Origin of the sequence: Nonomuraea cavernae (assembly GCF_014646355.1) — a bacterium.
GTDB lineage: Bacteria > Actinomycetota > Actinomycetes > Streptosporangiales > Streptosporangiaceae > Nonomuraea > Nonomuraea cavernae.
Genome location: NZ_BMNH01000028.1, coordinates 25250 through 44516, shown reverse-complemented (window position 1 = coordinate 44516; position 19267 = coordinate 25250). Strand labels below are relative to the sequence as shown.

Annotated in this window: 22 protein-coding genes; 11 read left to right on the top strand and 11 right to left on the bottom strand. The window is 70.8% G+C overall.

Annotation, left to right across the window (positions count from 1 at the left end):
- Positions 1-14: 14 nt before the first annotated feature.
- The 4 genes from IEY82_RS31435 to IEY82_RS31420 all read right to left on the bottom strand — a co-directional run bounded on the left by IEY82_RS31435 (position 15) and on the right by IEY82_RS31420 (position 3198).
- Positions 15-689, bottom strand: a complete 675-nt coding sequence (locus tag IEY82_RS31435) for a DUF998 domain-containing protein (RefSeq protein ID WP_189127897.1) — start codon at positions 687-689, stop codon at positions 15-17.
- Between the two features lie 167 nt (positions 690-856).
- Complete coding sequence (locus IEY82_RS31430; RefSeq protein ID WP_189127942.1) at positions 857-2275, bottom strand: xylulokinase; 1419 nt, start codon at positions 2273-2275, stop codon at positions 857-859.
- A gap of 76 nt (positions 2276-2351) precedes the next feature.
- Positions 2352-2540, bottom strand: a complete 189-nt coding sequence (locus IEY82_RS31425; protein ID WP_189127896.1) for a hypothetical protein — start codon at positions 2538-2540, stop codon at positions 2352-2354.
- 208 nt (positions 2541-2748) lie between these two features.
- The gene (locus IEY82_RS31420) at positions 2749-3198 is read right to left on the bottom strand and encodes a MarR family winged helix-turn-helix transcriptional regulator (protein ID WP_189127895.1); all 450 of its coding nucleotides are present in this window, start codon (positions 3196-3198) and stop codon (positions 2749-2751) included.
- 60 nt (positions 3199-3258) lie between these two features.
- Between IEY82_RS31420 and IEY82_RS31415 the strand changes: the two genes are divergently transcribed.
- Entirely contained in the window at positions 3259-3768 is a 510-nt protein-coding gene (locus IEY82_RS31415; protein WP_189127894.1) for a VOC family protein, read from the top strand.
- A 78-nt stretch (positions 3769-3846) separates the two neighbouring features.
- A complete protein-coding gene (locus IEY82_RS31410; RefSeq protein ID WP_189127893.1) occupies positions 3847-4083 on the top strand; it encodes a hypothetical protein in 237 nt (78 codons plus the stop codon).
- On the opposite strand, the gene IEY82_RS31405 is transcribed toward IEY82_RS31410, so the two are convergent.
- The 4 genes from IEY82_RS31405 to IEY82_RS31390 form a co-directional block, all read right to left on the bottom strand.
- Positions 4084-5475 carry an FAD-dependent oxidoreductase gene (locus IEY82_RS31405; protein ID WP_189127892.1) on the bottom strand — a complete coding sequence of 464 codons (1392 nt, stop codon included), beginning with the start codon at positions 5473-5475 and terminating at the stop codon, positions 4084-4086.
- On the bottom strand, positions 5468-6034 hold the full coding sequence (locus IEY82_RS31400; RefSeq protein ID WP_189127891.1) for a PadR family transcriptional regulator: 567 nt from the start codon (positions 6032-6034) through the stop codon (positions 5468-5470). Before IEY82_RS31400 ends, IEY82_RS31405 begins: the two co-directional genes overlap by 8 nt.
- Before the next feature lie 52 nt (positions 6035-6086).
- The gene (locus IEY82_RS31395; RefSeq protein WP_189127890.1) at positions 6087-7199 is read right to left on the bottom strand and encodes a hypothetical protein; all 1113 of its coding nucleotides are present in this window, start codon (positions 7197-7199) and stop codon (positions 6087-6089) included.
- 91 nt (positions 7200-7290) lie between these two features.
- Positions 7291-8682 (bottom strand): amino acid permease, encoded by a 1392-nt coding sequence (locus IEY82_RS31390; RefSeq protein ID WP_189127889.1) that lies wholly within the window; start codon positions 8680-8682, stop codon positions 7291-7293.
- 227 nt (positions 8683-8909) lie between these two features.
- Between IEY82_RS31390 and IEY82_RS31385 the strand changes: the two genes are divergently transcribed.
- The 4 genes from IEY82_RS31385 to IEY82_RS31370 all read left to right on the top strand — a co-directional run bounded on the left by IEY82_RS31385 (position 8910) and on the right by IEY82_RS31370 (position 13232).
- On the top strand, positions 8910-9899 hold the full coding sequence (locus IEY82_RS31385; protein WP_189127888.1) for an LLM class flavin-dependent oxidoreductase: 990 nt from the start codon (positions 8910-8912) through the stop codon (positions 9897-9899).
- A gap of 158 nt (positions 9900-10057) precedes the next feature.
- Positions 10058-11557, top strand: coding sequence for an MFS transporter (locus IEY82_RS31380; protein WP_189127887.1), 1500 nt, complete (start codon positions 10058-10060; stop codon positions 11555-11557).
- Positions 11558-11672: 115 nt separating this feature from the next.
- On the top strand, positions 11673-12551 hold the full coding sequence (locus tag IEY82_RS31375) for an alpha/beta hydrolase (RefSeq protein WP_189127886.1): 879 nt from the start codon (positions 11673-11675) through the stop codon (positions 12549-12551).
- Between the two features lie 228 nt (positions 12552-12779).
- Positions 12780-13232 (top strand): hypothetical protein, encoded by a 453-nt coding sequence (locus tag IEY82_RS31370; protein WP_225262875.1) that lies wholly within the window; start codon positions 12780-12782, stop codon positions 13230-13232.
- 49 nt (positions 13233-13281) lie between these two features.
- Here IEY82_RS31370 and IEY82_RS31365 read toward each other — a convergent pair whose 3' ends face one another.
- Positions 13282-13923: a TetR/AcrR family transcriptional regulator gene (locus tag IEY82_RS31365; RefSeq protein WP_225262877.1), complete on the bottom strand. Its 642-nt coding sequence runs from the start codon at positions 13921-13923 to the stop codon at positions 13282-13284.
- A gap of 58 nt (positions 13924-13981) precedes the next feature.
- Here IEY82_RS31365 and IEY82_RS31360 point away from each other — a divergent pair, with 58 nt between their 5' ends.
- Positions 13982-14275 carry a hypothetical protein gene (locus tag IEY82_RS31360; RefSeq protein ID WP_189127884.1) on the top strand — a complete coding sequence of 98 codons (294 nt, stop codon included), beginning with the start codon at positions 13982-13984 and terminating at the stop codon, positions 14273-14275.
- Positions 14275-15222 (top strand): class I SAM-dependent methyltransferase, encoded by a 948-nt coding sequence (locus IEY82_RS31355; protein ID WP_189127883.1) that lies wholly within the window; start codon positions 14275-14277, stop codon positions 15220-15222. The genes IEY82_RS31360 and IEY82_RS31355 overlap by 1 nt, the downstream gene beginning before the upstream one ends.
- 27 nt (positions 15223-15249) lie before the next feature.
- Here IEY82_RS31355 and IEY82_RS31350 read toward each other — a convergent pair whose 3' ends face one another.
- Both IEY82_RS31350 and IEY82_RS31345 read right to left on the bottom strand, forming a co-directional pair.
- On the bottom strand, positions 15250-15792 hold the full coding sequence (locus IEY82_RS31350; protein ID WP_189127882.1) for a hypothetical protein: 543 nt from the start codon (positions 15790-15792) through the stop codon (positions 15250-15252).
- A 99-nt stretch (positions 15793-15891) separates the two neighbouring features.
- Positions 15892-16338, bottom strand: coding sequence for a hypothetical protein (locus IEY82_RS31345; protein ID WP_189127881.1), 447 nt, complete (start codon positions 16336-16338; stop codon positions 15892-15894).
- 198 nt (positions 16339-16536) lie between these two features.
- On the opposite strand from IEY82_RS31345, the gene IEY82_RS31340 reads away from it, so the two are divergent.
- The 3 genes from IEY82_RS31340 to IEY82_RS31330 all read left to right on the top strand — a co-directional run bounded on the left by IEY82_RS31340 (position 16537) and on the right by IEY82_RS31330 (position 19266).
- Positions 16537-17730 carry an ROK family transcriptional regulator gene (locus IEY82_RS31340; protein WP_225262879.1) on the top strand — a complete coding sequence of 398 codons (1194 nt, stop codon included), beginning with the start codon at positions 16537-16539 and terminating at the stop codon, positions 17728-17730.
- Between the two features lie 372 nt (positions 17731-18102).
- On the top strand, positions 18103-18756 hold the full coding sequence (locus tag IEY82_RS31335; protein ID WP_189127880.1) for a hypothetical protein: 654 nt from the start codon (positions 18103-18105) through the stop codon (positions 18754-18756).
- Complete coding sequence (locus tag IEY82_RS31330) at positions 18757-19266, top strand: hypothetical protein (protein ID WP_189127879.1); 510 nt, start codon at positions 18757-18759, stop codon at positions 19264-19266.
- Position 19267 lies beyond the last annotated feature (1 nt).

Here is a 19267-nt window from a genome sequence, read left to right as displayed (position 1 = left end):
CGATACGGGCAGCCTTAAGATCTACTAGCTAGAAATCTGTGATATGTCGTGAAATTCACGGCCTTACCGACAGACCGTATCCACCACAGACGCACCAGCCACGCCGCCAGCACCCCCAGCAACGCCACCTCGGCCCCCAGCAGCAACCGCTCGACGAGCCCGATGAGCACCCGGTCGCCCGGCAGCGCCACGTACGTGATCGCCAGCACGCCCAGCCCGCCGGCCAGCGCCAGCCACTCCACCACCCTGGCCACCGGCTTCCAGTCGGGGTCGGCGGCCAGCCTCGGCACCAGCAGGGCCGCCGCCACCGGCAGGCTCACGAACGCCGCGACGGAGACGTACCGGTGGACCTGCGCGGTGAGGGTCAGGTCCGCCCCGATCGGCGTGGTCGGAACGACCGCGGCGACGACCAGCGCCCCCGACCACACCGCCAACAGCCGCTCCGGCACCCCGCGGACCGGCGCCCCCGCCGCCCGCAATCCGCCCAGCAACGCCAGCGACCCGAGCCCCAGCACCGCGATCGCGACCTCGGTGACGCCCCCGCGGTCGGCCACGGCGTATTCACTCACGGTCACGTTCATCGGATCGAGATAGGGGTCCGGCACCAGTTGCCCGACCACGATCGCGCCCACGGAGAACACGATCGCGACACAGGCGACAAGCGGATAGAGCCTTTTTACTGCGGTCATAGCCGCATTCTGTAGCTTTCGCGGCCCTGATCCATCAGGCTCCGCCCCTGACCCCACCCTGAGATGACCACTAGGGCTTTCACCCCCCTTTAAAGATCATTTCCTTTCACGGCATGGCGCCGGCTGGGACAGGAGAGACGAGGTGACGGCGATCCCCGGCCGGGCGGTCAGCGCGACTGGTGCAGGATGTGGGGACGGGCGGCGGCGTAGCGGTCGCGGATGGCGGGCTCGGCCTCGGCCTCGTAGCGGGCCGGCTCGTCGGTGGACCAGTGGACGTCCTCGTCGAGCAGCCGGGCGGCCTGGTAGGCGGCGCCGTCGGCGACGTACTCGCCCGGCGCGGGCGCCAGGACCGGCCGGCCGAAGACCGTGGGGGCGACGCGGCGGACCGCCTCCGAGCGGGCGCCGCCCCCGATCAGCAGGATCCGCTCGGGCGTCAGGCCGAGCGCGTCGAGCGCGTCGGCGAGGCCGCACAGCAGGCCCTCGACCGAGGCCCGGGCCAGGTGGGCGGGGGTGGCGGTGGCGAGGGTGAGACCGTGGATCGAGCCGGTGGCGGTCGGCAGGTTGGGGGTGCGCTCGCCCTCCAGGTAGGGCACCAGCGTGAGCCCACCGGCCCCCGGCGGGGCCTGGAGCGCCAGCTCGCCGAGCCGGTCGAGCTCGACCCCGGTGAGCCGGGCGGCCGCGTCCATGACGCGGGCCGCGTTGAGCGTGCACACCAGGGGCAGGAAGCGCCCGGTGGCGTCGGCGAACCCGGCCACCGCGCCGCTCGGGTCGGCGCTCGGCACGTCGGACACCGCGAACACGGTGCCGGAGGTGCCGATCGACACGACGACGTCGCCGGGCCGCGCGCCCACGCCGAGCGCGGCGGCCATGTTGTCTCCGGTGCCGGGCGCGAGTCGGAGGGGGCTCTCCGGCGCGGCCTCCGCCAGCGGACCCAGCACCCGGGGCAGCAGCGGGACCGAGCCGAAGGCGGCCTTCAGCAGGTCGAGGCGGTAGTCGCCGGTGGCCGGAGACCAGTAGCCGGTGCCCGAGGCGTCGCCCCTGTCGGTGGTCAGCCGGTCGAGGGCGGGCGGCGGCGCGGCGGCCCAGGCCGCCCGGGGCAGGCCGAGCGCGCCCGCCAGCCGCCAGGTGAGCCAGTCGTGCGGCAGGCACACCGCCGCGGTGCGGCGCGCGTGCTCGGGCTCGTGCTCGGCCAGCCAGCGCAGCTTGGCCACCGTGAAGGACGCCACCGGCACGCTGCCGACCGCGTCGGCCCACGCCACCGGGCCGCCCAGCTCGGCGACCAGCGCGGCGGCGGCCCCGGCGGAGCGGGTGTCGTTCCACAGCAGCGCGTCGCGCACGACGTCGCCCGACTCGTCGAGGCAGACCATGCCGTGCTGCTGCCCGGCCACGCTGATCGCGGCGACATCGTCGAGCCCGCCCGCCTCGTCGACGGCCCGCAGCAACGCGGCCCACCAGTGGGACGGGTGGACTTCGGTGCCGTCGGGATGGGCGGCCCGGCCCTGGCGCACCAGCCGGCCGGAGGCGGCGTCACGGATGACGACCTTGCAACTCTGCGTCGACGAGTCGACTCCCGCGACGAGGGTCACGCGCACCTGCCGGACAGAACACCGCGAACGGCCTCAATATTGGACATGCCTCGATGCTCCACGAGCGGCCGCCGCATCACAAGCCCGAGGGATCACGCCCCACGCTGATCTCCTCGGCGATCCGGCGGATCTCCGGCGCCTCAAGACCGGGCGCCTCGGGCAACTGGCTCAGCAACACGCCCATCACCACGGGCACGGGCTGGCCCGCCAACCGGCCCGCGATCCCGTGGACCGCCCTGAACAGCGCCTCATCCGTGTCGTGCATGCCCGTCTCCTTGTTCGCTCCCGAAGTTCGACCCTCGAAGAGTTCGCCCTCGAAGAGTTCGCCTCCGAAGAGTTCGCCTCCGAAGAGTTCGCCTCCGAGGACTTCGATTCCCGAGGAGTTCGATTCCCGAGGAGTTCGACTCCCGATGTCCGCCCCTGAAGAGTTCGATTCCGGGAGAACGGTACGGCCTCACGCCGACAGTTTCCCGTTATCGCTCCAGCGTGTTCCGCACGGTCGCGCAGATCTCGTCCAGGGCGCGTACCTGATCGGGGGTGAGCACGTCGAACAGGCTGCGCCGGACCTCCGCCACGTGACCCGGCGCGGCGGCGGCGATGGCGGCGAAGCCGTCGTCGGTGAGCACGGCGATGTTGCCGCGCCGGTCCTCTGGGCAGCGGTCGCGGCGCACCCAGCCGCGCTCCTCCAGCCGAGCCACCGCGTGGGACAGGCGGCTCTGCGAGCTCTGCGCCCGCGCGGCCAGCTCGCTCATCCGCATCCGGCGCTCCGGCGCCTCGGAGAGCGCCACCAGGATCATGTAATAGGCGTGCGGCATCGCCGCGTCGCGCTGCAACTGGCGGTCGAGCGCCTCGTTCACCAGCTGCGTGGCGGACAGGAAGTTGCGCCAGGTGCGCTGCTCGTCCGCGTCCAGCCATCGGGTCATGCCGTCAATTTACTTGAACTCTCATATACTTGGTGCTGAAACCAGGGAAAGGGGTTCCTCATGCCGGTCCAACGGCTCAATCACGCGGTCCTCTACGTGCGCGACGTGGAGCGCAGCGTCACCTTCTACCGCGAGGCCCTGGGCTTCGAGGTCGTCATGGGCATGCGCGGCGCCGCCTTCCTGCAGGCTTCCGGCTCGACCAACGACCACGACCTGGGCCTGTTCGAGATCGGGGCCCAGGCCGCGCCGTCCCGGGCCGGTCGCGGCTCCGTCGGGCTCTACCACCTGGCCTGGGAGGTCGACACGCTCGACGAGCTGGAGCGCATCGCGACCAAACTCGGCGAGCTCGGCGCCCTGGTCGGCGCGTCCGACCACGCCACCACCAAGGCCCTCTACGCGCAGGACCCCGACGGCCTGGAGTTCGAGGTCTCGTGGCTGGTGCCCGCCGCCCTGCTCACCGAGGAGTTGCTCACCGCGCGCACCACCATCCGGCCGCTCGACCTCGCCGCCGACAGGCAGAGGTACGGCGGGCAGACCCGTGGGGGCGTGGGGGTCTCGATCCCCGCGTAGTTCTCCCCGGGCCGGATCAGGCCTGGTTCGCGCGGTACCGTGGCCTTGTCGGACTCCTTCGTCCTGGAGAAAACGGCCATGCCGAGCGACCCTGACCACGTGCTCGACGCCATCGACGGCGTCGTCGACGAATGGGAGGCGCTGAGCGCCGACGCCATGCGCTGGGCGCCTCCGGAGAGAAAAGAGGCAGACCTGCTGAGCGAGGTCACCGAGATCTTCAGCCCGCTCGCCAACGCGCTCACCGAGGCGTTCCGCCCCCTGGGCGACGCCCTGACCCGCGCCCTCGACCACCTCGCCGCCGACGACGACCAGTAGTCATAACCTCACGGCGTGCCGCCTTTCCGGCTCTTGGGGCGTGTGGTCCGTCCACTGCCTGCCGAAGGTCATCCGCTTCAGCGGCTCGGCCGCGTCGCACGCGCGAAACCAGCCTTTGGCCACGCTCCTGACGAGCGTGTTGTCCGAGACGATGAGGTCGGAGATCCGGCGGGACATCTGAACGGCGCGGAAGCCGTAGTCGCGCATCTCCTTCTCGTACGCGGCGACGGCGGGCACGAGGGCCTCCTCCCCGCGACACACCGCCGCGAGACGGCTCGACAGCAGGGCAGCGTCGCGGAGCGCGACGTTCGCGCCGAACCCCATGACGGGGGTCATGCTGTGGACGGAGTCGCCGAGCAGTGTGACGGGCGTGCTCGGCCATGCGGAGATCGGGGTCGACGTCTTGAAGGGCATGAGCTGGACGGTGGCGGGGTCGGCCTCGGCGATCATCCGGCGGACATCGGGGTGCCAGCCGCCCGTCATGTCCGCGACCAGCCGCTTCAGGTCCTCGCCTGCCAAGGCGGAGGCGTTCCGCGGGTACGCCCGCCGGTGGGCGATGAAGGCCAGGAGGACGTAGTCCTCCATCTCGTCCACCAGCGATCTGATGTCGAGCCCGAACGAGGCCAGGCCGGGGTCGAGGGCGAGATCATCCGCGCCGCCGCGGGCCGACGCGCGTCGCTTGGCCGTGAAGGACGCCGTGAACAGGGCGCATCTCCTGGCAGGGAAGACGACGTTCAGGCCGGCCTGGAAATGGGCGGGCACCCATCGCCGGGTCGCTTCGGTCAGGGGCAGACGCGCGCCGACCGCGACCGCGCCGGTGAGCACGCGATCAACGCCAGGCAGGTATTGGCCGCGCACCGCGGAGTTCGCGCCGTCCGCGCCGACCAGCACGTCCGCGGTCGCTGAAGTCCCGTCGGCGAAGTGAGCCGTGACGCGGCCGTCCGGCCTGGTCTCGTAGCGCTCGAACGTCTTGCCGAACCGGACGACGTCCCGTATGCCCGCGAGCAGCAGTTCGCGCAGCACCGCGCGGCTGGCCGCGTAGTGGGCATCGGCGGGCTCCGTGGCACCGCCGGTCATTACGTCCTCGTCGACGAACACGAGTTCCTCCAGCCGTTCGGTCTGGAAGCGGAAGCCCGGCCCCGGGTGTCCGGCGGTGCCGACGAAGGCCTCCCAGAGCGGTGTGGGCAGGCACTGGCGGAGAGAGCGGCTGCCGAGCTGGTTGACGTGGATGCGATATCCCCGCACCCAGTCGCGCGGGTCCTCGTTGCGCTCGTAGACCTGGACGCGCACACCGGCGCCATTCAGCGCCTGCGCCAGACACAGCCCGCCTATGCCGCCGCCGATCACCATGACCTCGATGCCGGATGCGGCGATGGCTCTCATCTCACTCATCCTCTCCCCGTTCCACGACGCCGGCCGGGGTCACGGACAGCGCTTTCAGCAGGCCCTCGTGCCAGGTGACCTCGGTCTCCAGGCGCATGAGCGTGTGATCGAATCCGTGCGTCTCCAAGGGGGTGAGGTAGGGGGCGGCCACTTCCTTGAGCCGTCTCCACTCCTCCAGCTTGCAGGTCAGCGCTCCCAGGCGATCTCTGATCGTCGAGGCCAAGATCGGGGTGGGGACGTCCTCGCTGAGCTGGAGGGCCAGGTCGACGGGGTCGGGGGCCAGCTTGGTGTCGCGCAGGGCCGCGTCACGAAGCGACTCCAGCTCAAGACGGCCGTCCTCGGTGATCTCGTAGATCGTGCGCGCGGGCAGGCTCCCTTCCTGCTCGGTACGCACCTCTTCGATCAGACCTTCCCCGGCCATCCTGTGCAGGGCGCCATACAGGGAGCCGACCTTGATGTCGGTCCACAGCTCGGTGTGGTCCCTCTGCGCGCTCTGCCTGATCTGGTGCCCATGCATGGCCCCTCTCCTGGCGAGCGTGCCCAGGATGAAAACTCGTACGCTACTCACGCGAGTACTCAAACACGAGTAGTCGTTTGCAGTCAATCCCAGAGGTGCGGCACTAACGGGCCGGGGCTCGCAGGTGTTCGGCGATCGCGGCGGTCATCGGGGTGACCGTGGGCAGTGGGGGCTCGCTGAAGTAGCCCGGCTTGTGCGTGCGCAGCAGCAACTCGCCACTGCGTTCCCAGTCGAACCCCTTCCGGTTGAGCAGCCCGGCGAACACCGCCCCCGCCTTCGCCGGATCGCGTTCGGCCAGCCGCTCGATCGGCACCGGCGAGACGGACTCGTCCCGCAGGTAGGTGGTGAGCAGCTCGCGGTATTGACGCCTGACGATCAGCCGGGGGTCCTCGAACACCTCCTCCAGCCTGCCGAAGTCCACGTGGTAGCCGAGCCCGCCCAGCTCGTCGAAGATCAGAGCCACCGTGTCGGCCGACGTCACGCGCTCGGGCAGCTCCAGCGCCTCCGGCGGCTCCCCGCCCAGCCGCGCCGCCTGGTAGGCCAGGTAGGCCCGCATCAACGCGGCCACGTCCGCCCCCTCCAGCACGACCAGGTCGGTGCCGAAGTAGCCGACGAAGCACCGGCGCTGCTCTCGCTGCGTCTCACGGGCCTGGGCCAGCAGCACCGGGTTGCGGAACACCCACGCCGGATTGGCCAGCGCCACGTGCGCGGCCACGGACCCCAGCGTCTCGCGCGCCTCCGCGGGGTGCACCGCCGGAGTGCCGCTGATCAGCCAGTCGGCCCCGAGCGGGATCAGCCTGCCCACCAGGTGCATGCCCGGCGTCAACGACTCGAAGGCGCCCTCGCCCAGGTTGGAGAACGCCCGGTAGACCAGCTCGTCGACCAGGTTGAACAGCAGCACGGCCGGGCCGTCCACCGCCCGCACCTCGAACACTCCCTCGACCACGGTCTTCCAGCTCAGCAGCAGCTCCACGTCGGACCGGTCGAGCCCGGCCCGCTCGGCCACGAAGCGGTCCACGACCGTCTCGCCCGACGGCAGCCGGTGCTGGTGGGCGAAGAAGTCGACGGGCAGGAAGGCGGCGGCCTCGTCCGCCGGCGGCCCGTCGGCGTAGAACCGGTCGAGCACCGCGCCCAGCTCACGGCCGAACCTGCCCGACGTGGCGAAGTGGACCAGCTCGGCCTTCAACTCGACGGCCCGCGCAACCTTGCTCATCATCACTCCTCGTGTCCGGAGTGACACTAACCGTCCATGCTTGGCGTGCGAAGCCAGTTCGCCCAATCCGGCGTCCCGCCTCCGCCGACCGGGTCTACGGTTCGAGCGCCGAGTGGCGGCGGCTGTAGGCGAAGTAGATGATCAGGCCGAGCACGAACCAGACCGCGAAGCGGAGCCAGGTGACCGGGTCGAGGAAGGTGATCAGCCAGAGCGAGAAGATCACCCCGACGGCCGGCACGACCGGCATCCACGGCGTACGAAACTCCCTCGGCAGGTCGGGGCTGCGGTAGCGGAGCACGATCACCGCCACGCACACCACCACGAAGGCCAGCAGGATCCCGATGTTGGTCAGCTCGGCGGCCTCCCGGATGGGCAGGAACCCGGCGATCAGCGCCGAGCCGACGCCCACGATCCAGGTGACGCGCGTGGGCACCCGGCGCACGGGATGCAGCTTGGCGAACCAGATCGGCAGCAGGCCGTCACGGCTCATGGAGAACCACACCCGGGTGACACCGAGCATGAAGGTGAACATCACGGTCAGGATGCCGACGATGGCGCCGACCGCGATGACGGACGCCAGCCCGGACAGGCCGACCGAGGCGAACGCCGAGGAGAATCCGCTCTCCGGGTCGATCTCCCGGTAGTTCTGCATGCCGGTGAGCACGAGCGTGGCCAGCACGTAGAGCACCATCGAGATGACCAGTGAATAGATGATCGCCTTGGGCATGTGACGGCGGGCGTCCTTGGACTCCTCGGCCGCGGTGCTCATCGCGTCGTAGCCGAAGACGGCGAAGAACACGGTGGCCGCGCCGGTGATGGCCCCGCTGATGCCGAACGGGAAGAACGGCGTGTAGTTGGCGGTGTTGACGTAGAAGAAGCCGACCGCGATCACCAGGAGCACCACGGCCACCTTGACCGCGACCACGAACGTCTCGAACCTGGCCGCCGTCTTGATGCCGAGGTTGAGCAGGTAGGCGATCAGCAGGCACAGGATCACCGCGAACAGGTCGACCACGTGCCCGTTGCCGGTGCCCGGCGCGCCGAGCATCCAGGAGGGCAGGGTGAAGCCGAGGTTCTGGACGAGGAAGCCGAAGTAGCCGGAGATGCCGATGGCCACGACCGCGACGATGGCGGTGTATTCGAGCAGCAGGTCCCAGCCGATGAACCAGCCCACGATCTCGCCGAGGACCGCGTAGCCGTAGGTGTAGGCCGATCCGGCCTTCGGGATCATCCCGGCGAACTCCGCGTAGGAGAAGGCCGCCGCCGCGCTGGCCACTCCGGCGATGAGGAACGACAGGATCACGGCCGGGCCGGCCGTCTCGTTGGCGACCGCCCCCGCGAGCGCGAAGATGCCCGCCCCGATGATGCCCCCGACGCCGATCGCGGTGAGCTGCCACAGACCGAGCGTCCGCTCCAGCTCTCCCTCGTGCTCGCCGGCGATCTGCTCAACCGGTTTGCGGCGGAAGATGCTCCGCGAAGCAGCCATGCCGGCCTCCTGACCACCTGTCGTACCTTGCACCTCCCCCTTCCCGCCTGCGCCTTTTCCCATGCGAGGGGCCCAACCGGCCCGCCGCCGCCGCGCGCTTGGTACGACCTCCGCACCGAATCCGGCACCAGGCGAAATATCCGGTAAGCCGCCGCGGTTGTACGGCCCATGGCGAGGTGAATGCCCCACCCGGCTCCTCTTGGTCCACCGCGAAAGGCTTGTTCCCCATGGCTCTTCCCCTCTCGATTCTTGACCTGGCGCACATCGGCGAGGGAGAGACGGCGGGCGACAGCCTGCGGGCCAGCGTGACTCTGGCCCAACGCGCCGAGGAGTGGGGATACAAGCGGATCTGGTACGCGGAGCACCACAACATGCCCACCATCGCCTCCTCGGCGACCAGCGTCCTCATCGCCCACGTGGCGGCGCACACCCGGACGATCCGCCTCGGAGCGGGCGGCGTCATGCTGCCCAACCATTCGCCGCTGACCATCGCCGAGCAGTTCGGCACCCTCGCGTCCCTGCACCCCGGCCGCATCGACCTGGGCCTCGGCCGGGCGCCGGGCAGCGACCAGCAGACGATGCGGGCACTGCGCCGCAGCCCGGCGTCGGCCGACGGCTTCCCGCAGGACGTCCTGGAGCTGCAGGGCTACCTGACGGGCGAGTCGCGGATCCCGGGCGTCGACGCGACGCCGGGCAAGGGCACCGACGTGCCGCTGTACATCCTCGGCTCCTCCCTGTTCGGCGCCGGTCTCGCCGCCGCCCTCGGGCTGCCGTACGCGTTCGCCTCCCACTTCGCGCCGAACGCGCTGGAGGAGGCCGTCGCCCTCTACCGCCGCGATTTCAAGCCGTCGAGGCAGCTCGATCACCCGTACGTCATGGCCGGCGTCAACGTCATCGCGGCCGACACCGCGGCCGAGGCGCAGGAGCAGTTCCTGGCCACGAAGCGGAGCCGGGTCGGCCTGCTGCTCGGCCGGGGCCGGACGTTCACGCCGGAGGAGGCCGACCACATCCTCGCATCACCGGCGGGACGGCAGATCCTCCAGATGACCACCTACTCGGCCGTCGGCACTCCGGCCGAGGTGACCGACTACCTCGACCGGTTCGCCGAGCACGCGCAGGCCGACGAGCTGATCGCCGTCTCCTCCGCGCCCGACCGGAAGGTCTGGCTGCGCTCGTTCGAGCTGCTCGCGCAGGCCCGCGACCAGCGCGCCGGCTGAGCCCGTCTCCGCCGTCCGGGATCTCGCCGGCGGCGGTGGTGGCGTATTCCGGCCGCATGTCGAGACGCGGCCGCATGTCGAGACGCGGCCGTCTGGTCCGACCCGGTCACAACAGGTGCCTCACAGGCACGAACGTGTGACCGAGGAAGGACTCCATCATGCGACACGCGCCTTCGGCCGAGACCGGCCGGCGAGCAGGCTGGCGGGAGTGGACCGGGCTGGGCGTGCTGATCCTGCCGACCCTGCTGGTGGCCCTGGACATCGGCGTGCTGTTCCTGGCACTGCCGCATCTGAGCGCCGACCTGGGAGCGAGCGGCACCCAGCAGCTCTGGATCACCGACGTCTACGGGTTCATGGTCGCCGGGTTCCTGATCACCATGGGCACCCTGGGCGACCGGGTCGGCCGGCGCAGGCTGCTGCTGATCGGGGCCGCCGCGTTCACCGCCGCGTCCGTCATGGCGGCGTACTCGACCAGCGCCGAGATGCTGATCGTGGCGCGGGCCCTGCTCGGCGTCGCGGGGGCCACGCTGGCGCCCTCGACGCTGGCGTTGATCAGCAACATGTTCTCCGACGAGCGCCAGCGGGGCGTCGCGATCTCCTTCTGGGCGACCAGCCAGTTCGGCGGCGCCGCTCTCGGGCCGGTCGTCGGCGGGCTGATGCTGGAGCACTTCTGGTGGGGGTCGGTCTTCCTGCTCGGCGTGCCGGTGATGTGCCTGCTGCTGGTGGCCGGCCCGCTCCTGCTGCCCGAGTACCGCAGTCCGACCGCCGGCCGGCTCGACCTCGCCAGCGTCGCCCTGTCGCTGGCCACCGTCCTGCCCGTCGTCTACGGCATCAAGGAGCTGGCGGCGGGCGACGCGGGCACGTCGGCCGCCGGAGCGATCGCCGTGGGGCTCGCTCTGGGCGTGGTGTTCGTCCGCCGGCAGTTCCGGCTGGAGGATCCGCTGCTGAACCTGTCGCTGTTCGCGCTTCCCGCCATCCGGGCGGCGCTGCCCGCCATGATGATCGCCTCCGCCGCGCTGGCCGGCACCGGCCTGCTGTCCACCCAGTACATCCAGAGCGTGATCAGGCTCGCGCCCGGCGAGGCAGGTCTGTGGCAGGCGCCCACGGGCCTCGGCATCGCGGCGGGCACCCTGCTCGCCCCGCTGGTGGTGCGCCGGCTGAAGCCCGTCACGACCATGGTGGCCGGCCTCTCGCTGTCGGCGCTCGCGTTGCTCCTGCTCGTCCAGGCGGGCGCCGACTCGCTCGTGCCCGTGGTGGTGGGGGCCGCGATCGCGGCGTTCGGCGTGGGACCGCTGTTCGTGCTGGGCACCGGCCTGGTCGTCGGATCCGCCCCGCCGGAAAAGGCCGGATCCGCGGCGTCGCTGTCGGAGACCAGCAACATGTTCGGCTCCACGCTCGGCCTGGCCGTGCTGGGCAGCGTCGGGGCGGCCGTCTACCGGCAGCAGATGACCGCCCCGGACGCCGCCCGGGAGAACATCGCCACCGCCACGGCCATGGCCGAGCGGCTGCCCCCCGAAGCGGGCGACGACCTCCTCCGCGCCGCCGGCGAAGCCTTCACCACGGCGGTGAACTCGGTGGCGGTGATCGGGGTCGTCCTCTTCCTCACCCTCGCCGTCCTGCTCCGGCTGGCGCTGCGCCGGGACGCGACCGGTGTCTGAAACGTCGTCAGGAGACGTCGAGAGCCTGAACCGGGCTCCGACTCCCCTGTGACCGGCCGCGAAACCCGCGGCAGTCCCCCACCTTGTGATCAACTGTGCCCATCGAGGAGAGAAGATGATGAACGCCCTGACAGTGCCCGGCGCGACCCTGCACTACGAGGTCGACGGGTCCGGGCCCGTGCTGCTGCTGATCTGCGGCGGGGTCTACGACGCCGCCGGCTACGCCGCCCTGGCCAGGCAGCTGTCCGACCGCTACACGGTGGTGAGGTACGACCGGCGCGGCAACTCGCGCAGCCCGCTCGACGGTCCACCGGAGCCGCAGAGCATCGAGGTCCACGGCGACGACGCGCATCGCGTGCTGTCGGCGGTGGGCGTCACGGCGGCGGCTCCCGCGTACGTCTTCGGCAACAGCTCCGGCGCGGTGATCGGCGTGGAGCTGGCCACCCGCCATCCCGAGCAGGTGCGCACCCTGGTGGCCCACGAGCCGTCCATGTTCGAGCTGCTGCCCGACCGCGACCACTGGCGGGTGGTCATGCGGGACGTGGAGGAGGCCTTCCGCAAGGAAGGGGCCGAGGCCGCGGGCCAGGTCCTCAGCGAGGGCCTCCAGATGAGCGACGGCGGGCCGACGGAGGGTGCCGAGCCGGACGAGGAGGGCTCCGGCCGCATCCCGGGAGGCGGCACGGCGAGCGAGCCCGATCCGGAGACGATGGCGATGATGGCGCGCCTCGGCGCGAACATGGAGTTCTTCATCGGCTACGAGGTGCCGCCGTTCTCCAGGTACGTCCCCGACCTCGACACGCTGCGGGCGTCCCGGGTGCGGGTGCTCCCCGCGGTGGGCGTCGCCTCGGACGGTGAGCCGCCCTACCGGGTCGCCGTCGCCCTGGCCGAGCGGCTGGGCACCCGGGTCGTCGACTTCCCCGGCGACCACGGGGGGTTCGGCTCCCATCCGGAGGAGTTCGCCGTCCGGCTCCACGAAAGCCTCCAGGCGAGCTGACGCGCGCCGGCCGCTAGTCCTTGAGCTTGTCGGTGACCTTGTTCGCGGGCGGTCGCTTGACCGACACCTTCGCCCCCAGCCGGTGTAGCGGGTCTCGGTCACGACCGTCTTCTCGTCCCAGGCGGGGATGGCCGCGAGGTCGGTGGCCAGCCACGAGGTGGTCAGCCTGCTCGGCAGGCCCTTGCGGTCGACCTTGAGGGTGTAGGTGATGGCACTAGCATGAGTGCCATGCATCCGCCCCCCTCGTACACCCCATGGAACCGACCACCCCCACCCGTACCCCACGGGGCGCAGGCGCATCTCATCCTCGACGTGAAGCGGCACTGGCTCGGCTTCATGCTGGCCATGATCACACCGATGATCGTCATCAACGGCCACCCGATGCCAGGCAGATGGGGCCGCAACACGGTCCCGCTCCCGCCCGGCCAGCATCACCTTCACCTCCATCTGCCCTATATCCTCCCCACGCAGATCGGTCCTGCGGACGCGACGGTCTGGCTCCAGCCCGGCATGCCACTCGAACTCGAATACCGCGCCCCCCTGTGGACCTACGCGCGCGGCGCCCTCGGCCCGGCTCCACAGCCCTGGAACGGCAAGGGGTGCGTCATCGCTCTACTGGCGATCATCGGCGCGCTGATCCTGCTGATGCTGGCCGTCGTCGCGCTGGTCTCGCTCGGCTAGGCAGCCGCGCCCTGCGCGCCAACCCCGGTGATCCTCTCCGATCGCAGCATCAGGCGCGGTCGAGGATCGCTCCGGCCACGGTGTCGACGAACCAGTGCTGATAACTCTCGACGCTCCAGCCGCGCTGACGTACGAGCCAGTCGTAGTTGCGGACGTCCATGGCCAGCCAGAGGACATCGGCCACGCTGTCGGCGTCATGGCCGGGGCGGAGCCGGCCGGTGGTGGCGAGGTCGGCGGCCAGCATGCCCATGCCACGCCGGCGTTCCTCGGCGTTCTTGCGCCAGATGGCGGCGGCGTCCGGGTCGGCGGTCGCGGCCCCGGCCAGCGCGATCATCACATCGGCCTGACGGACGTGGGTCTCGGTGAGGTGCCGGGCGTATCTCGCGAGCTTGGCCACCGGGTCGGCGAGTGCCGTGATCTCGGCGACGAAGGGCCGGTCGGGCAGGCTCAGCGGCTCGTCGTCGCCGGCGATGGTGACATCGACCAATTCTGACAGCAACTGGCGTTTACTGCCGAACACCGCATACACCGTCTGGATCGCGACCCCCGCCTCGGCGGCCACGGCGGTCAGCGGTGTCGCGGCGTAGCCGGGATCGACGAACAGCCTGGCCGCGGCGTCAAGGATCGCCCGCCGGGTCTGGCGGGCCTGATCCTGCCTCCGCGCCGACTGGTATCGCCTCTTGACAGCCACGCTCGCAGTGTAGTGCTCTATTAGATGGAGTTTTACTCTATCCAAAGGGGTGGGTGCCATGCCGTACGGAGTCCTCCAGGAGATGCCCGGGGTCAGCGAGCAGGAATACCGGCAGGTGGAGAGGCACTTGGGCCCTGATCGGCCGCCCGGCCTGCTCGCCCACGTCGCCGGCCCGGCCGAGGACGGCTGGCGGATCATCAACATCTGGGAGAGCGAGGACGCGTTCCGCCGGTTCCAGTCGGAGCGGCTGATCCGGGCCGCCGGCCTGGCGGCGCAGGACGAGGGGTTCGATCCCGGCAAGGCCGCCGGGTTCCGCTCGGTCTCCGTCGACGGCGCCGAAATGCCGTTCTGATGGCCGGCACCGAGACCCTGCGAGCCCGTAACGCCGACTTCTGGGCCCGGGCCGCGCCCGGCTGGATCCGGCACGCCGACCGGCAGGACAGGACCGGCCGGCCGCTGGGCGCGGTGGCGATGGACCGGCTGCGCGCGCGGCCGGGCGAGCGGATCCTCGACGTCGGTTGCGGCTGCGGCGGCACCACGGCCGAGCTGGCGGCGGCGGTGGGGCCCGGCGGTGCGGCGGTCGGCGTCGACCTGGCCGCCCCGATGGTGGCCGCCGCCCGCACGCGCTTCCCCCGCGCCCGGCATCCCGGCCTGGAGTTCGTCACGGCCGACATCGAGACGGTCGAGGTCGTGCCGGGGGCGCCGTTCGACGCGGCGTTCTCCCGCATGACACTGATGCTGCTGGCCGACCCGCGGGCGGGGTGCGCGACGATCCGGCGTTCGCTGCGTCCGGGCGGCCGGCTCGCCGCGACCGTCTTCCGTGACGGAGGCTCCACCCCGTGGCTGTCGGCGGTCATGCTCGGCGCCGCGCCGCACGTGGGAGCGCTGCCGCCGCTGCCGATCGGTGCGGAGCCCGGCCCGTTCGCCTTCGCCGACCCGGCGCGGCTGGAGCGCGTCCTGAGCGCCTCGGGTTTCGGCGCCGTCGCGATCGAACCGCACGAGGTCACCCTGGACGCCCCCGACGAGCCGGACGCCGTGGCCGAATGGCTCATCGAGATGGGCCCCGCCGGGGCGGCGTACCGTGCGACCGCGCCACCAGGGCAGGCCACTGCGCGGGCGGCGGCGGCCCGGCTGCTCGGCCGGTTCCGTGATCCCGGCGCCGGCTACCGGCTCCCGGCGGGGCTCTGGTTGATCACCGCGACGAGCATGGCGAGTGCGACGCCCAGGCCGACCCCGCGGAATCCCGACTGGCGAGCTCTTGACGGCACCGGCCCCGGCATGGACCTCCGCGGCCACTGACCGGCCCTGGGATCGACGGCATCGCTCTCATGGGTGGGCTGAATCGAGTACGACACGCAACCCGAGCTCAGAGTCATAGCACGAAGAGGCGATGCACGGCTCTTCGTGGAAGTCGTCCGGGGACCACCCGTAGGGCTCCACGACAACCGCTTCCTCCGGCTCCTTGGAGTAGACCGCGGATTCGACGGCCTGGGTGCCGACAGCCAGCACCAGAAGTGTGAATCCGGCGATGCCCCAGCGCTTCAGGCGGCGGCGGAAACCCTCGTCCAGCGGCTCTCTCGGCTCGGCACGGCCGAAGATCGCGGTGGCGACGCCACCGTCGAAGGCCGGCGGCCTGGCGGCGTAACGCGCGAGATCCTCAGGGGTGGGCGTGCCGAGGATCGGGACCGGAGGCCACGGCGACCCGGGTCCGCTCTCGGCCTGGACCGGAAGCGAGGCCTCGCAAACCGCCCTGCCTCCCTGGATCGGCCGGCGACGCGTCCGAGCACGCACGATCACGACGACCGTGGCCGCCACCACGGCGGCCCCGAGCGCGAGCCATACCCCACGGGAGGTGATCAATCGGCGCACGCCCGGCAGAGTATCCTGAATTGATCGGCTATCCCTGCCAATAAGCCATCTTCAGCTGATCACCGGGGCGTCCCCCGAGGATGCCCCGCCGCGACCTGGTCACTGGGGCCAGTTCGCGATGATCTCGGGCTTGATGGCGTCGGCGTGGCACCAGACGGTCTTGCGCCGATGGGAGTCGTACAGGCAGACCTTGACGTCCACCCGCCTGATCTGTCCGTCCGAGGTGAGCCGGAAGGGGCTCTTGGCCGAGCAGGTCGTGCGAGGCCGGCTCCATCCGGTGCCCCCGCCCACGTAGTGGAAGCGGGCACGGAGGTAGGCGCAGTGGCCCCGGTGAGCGTCGCGGTCGTAGAGCTTGCCGTACACAGCGAACGTCTCGGCGCTGAAGTCGGTGATCCAGACGTCGGCCCTGGCCTGGCCGGAGTGTCCCGCCGACGACGTGACGGGGCCCCAATGGATGCGGGAGGCCGAGGCCGCCTGCGCCGAGGCCGGGACGGCCGCGCCGATCACGAAGGCCAGGACTCCACTGATGACGAGTGTCTTTCGCATGGCCAGGACGGTAGGAGACGCGACTTGGAGTGATCTTGCATTCGGCTGGAGCCGCCCCACCGACGTCCTGGTCCGATCGTCCGCTGACGGTTCTGATGGGGTCGTGCCGCCGGGGACTCCGGTCGCGGCCCACCGGAGTATCGTCCGGTTCAGACACGCTTTTTCCAGCTGAGTGGCCAGACGGTTTCGGAGGTCAGGTTGGGCCAGGAGGAGATCCGCCGGCACAATGTCGGCACCCTGCTCCGACACGTGCACCTGAGCGGCTCGCTCTCCCGCGCGGCGCTCGCCGAGCGGATGAGGCTGAACCGCAGCACCATCATGGCGCTGACGGCGGAGCTCACCGCGGCTGGCCTGGTCCGCGAGGAGCGTCCCACGGAGACCGGCCGGGCGGGCCGCCCGTCGCTGGTGGTCCGGCCTGACTCCAGCCGGGTGTACGTGCTGGCCTTCGACGTCGCCGTGGACCGGCTGGTGGCCGCCCGGGTGGCGCTGGGCGGGATCATGCTGGACCGCAGGGAGGCGGTCCGGCCGCGCGCCGGGGCCGACCTCGACTGCGTGGTCAAGGTGCTCGCCCAGTTCGGTCAGCAGTTGCACCAGGCGGCGCCGCCGGGGTCGGTGTGCGTCGGCGTCGGCGCGTCGTACTGCGGAATGATCCGCCCCGGCGACGGCATGGTGCGCTTCGGGCCGGACATGGGCTGGGTGGACCAGGCGTTCGGCACCGAGCTCGGCCGCCGGCTCGATCTCGGCCTGCCGGTGCCGGTGGGCAACGAGGCGCATCTCGGCGCACTGGCCGAACAGCAGCGCGGAGCGGGCCTCGGCTTGCGGAACCTGATCTATTTACACGGCGACGTCGGCGTGGGCGGTGGCATCATCGTCGGCGGCAAGCTGCTGGACGGCGACAGTGGATACGGTTGCGAGCTTGGGCACATGGTGGTCAACCCGTACAACGGGCGTCCCTGTGGGTGCGGCTCACGTGGCTGCCTGGAGGCGGAGGTCGGCGAGCGGGCCCTGCTCGACGCGGCCCGCCGGCCCGCCGAGTGGTTCGGCCGCGACGCCGTGCGGGCCGTGGTGGACGACGCCGACCGTGGCGACCCGGTGGCTCAGGGCGCGCTGCGGCACGTGGGCGACTGGCTCGGCATCGGGGTGGCGAATCTCTGCAACCTCTTCAACCCCGGCATGGTGATCTTCGGTGGGATGCTGCGCGAGATGTACCCGGGCGCGGCGGCTCAGGTGCGCGCCCGCATAGCCACCAACGCGCTGCCCGTCGCCCGGGAGCGAGTACGGCTGCGCATCTCGGCGCTGGGAGACGATGCCACCCTGGTCGGCGCCTCCGAACTCGGCTTCTCCGAGTTGCTGGCCGACCCGCTGGGCGTGCTCGCCCGCACGGCGCGGTGACCCACCGCCTTTCCGAGGCGGGATCGCCCGCGAAAGCAGCCCCATCGGCGGGAATGGCCCATGCGATTTCCGGCGCGCGCAATTCGCCACTCCTCCGGCCCGCCTTTGGCGTGGAGAACCCATTACGGGCCTTCATCCGATGGGCCGCGAGGCTCATGATCAGGCACTTTACAACCCCTGGTAGACAGGTCTTGACCGCCTGGTTCGATCATGAAACACTGCGCCCAGGCAGCCCCTAATCCCATTATTGGTCATTCGACAAGGGACAGCTGTATGGCACATTTATCCACAGTCCGCGCGGTCGATAACTCCATCATTCAACTAGAAGTCGAAGACGCCGACAAAGACGCCCTGCATTCATGGTGCGGTCACGTGCGCTACCTCCCTAAATACGGGAGCCGTAACACGACGGCCGACGTATGGGCACTCGAACTCGCCCCGAAGTCCTCGCTCGGCTCGGCGGTGTTCTCGGTCGGCGGGCGCGAACGCGAGCGCTTCTCCCTGGCCGGCGGCGAGCTCGTCATCTACGACTGCAAGACCCCTCAGGACGCCCGATGGGCGGCCTGGCTCGGGCCCTGGCACATGGCGCACGGCATGTTCTACGCCCCCATGTGGGAGTCGCAGGACATCGTCGAGACCTTCACCAGGGTGGCCTGGACCGACACTCCCGAGGGCCTGACCGCGGATGCCGGGCAGCGGTTCGACCTGTCGATGGCCCTCTACATCCAGACCATCGCGGGCGTCGGAACCCTGCACGTCCAGACGAAGCAGGCGGGAGCGAAGCAGATCCCCAAGTGGCGCGGCTACGAGGCCCCCGCGGGTGAGATCTGGCGCCTGGAGGCCGCGCCGGACTCCCAGACGCAGCCGCTGCTCATGGTCACCGACTCGGCCGTGGTGACCCTGACCCCGTGGGACGCCCCCCGCGAATCACAGCCGGGCGTCTCGGTCCGCGCGAAGGGGATCGCACCGGAGGAGTCCGCCGCCGACTTCCTGACCAAGATCAAGCGCCTCGCCTGGACGGCCTGAGTGGACCCCACGTCAGCCGCGGTCATCGTGCTCGGCATACTCGTCGCCCTGCTGTTCGCGGCCGGGGCGGGCCTGTATCGCCGGGTTCGCGAGCTGGAGATGGCCACCTACAACGGCGTCGGCGTGCGTTTCGGCGCGGGACAGGACGAACAGGTACGGTCCGCCGTCACGACCCCGAACGGCACGACCCTCGTCGTCAAGGTCAACCGGCAGTGCTCGACCTGTGAGGATGTCCTGCTCGCCGTCGGCAAGCTGGCTCCCGAGCTGCCTGGAGACCACTCCTTCGCCGTGGTCTCCGACGATCCGGGATTCGACAAGAGCCTCCCCGCGGAGGTTCGGGTGATCAAGGACCCGGCGATCTGGCGGTCCGTGACCGTCCCCTACGCGCCCGCCCTCCTCATCGTCGACGCAGCTGGGCTGGTGGTGTTCACGGCCCCGCTGGGGTCCGGCGACGCGCTGGTGGACGTCGTCGAACGAACAGTACTGAGACGAAGGGAAACACAGCCGTGAC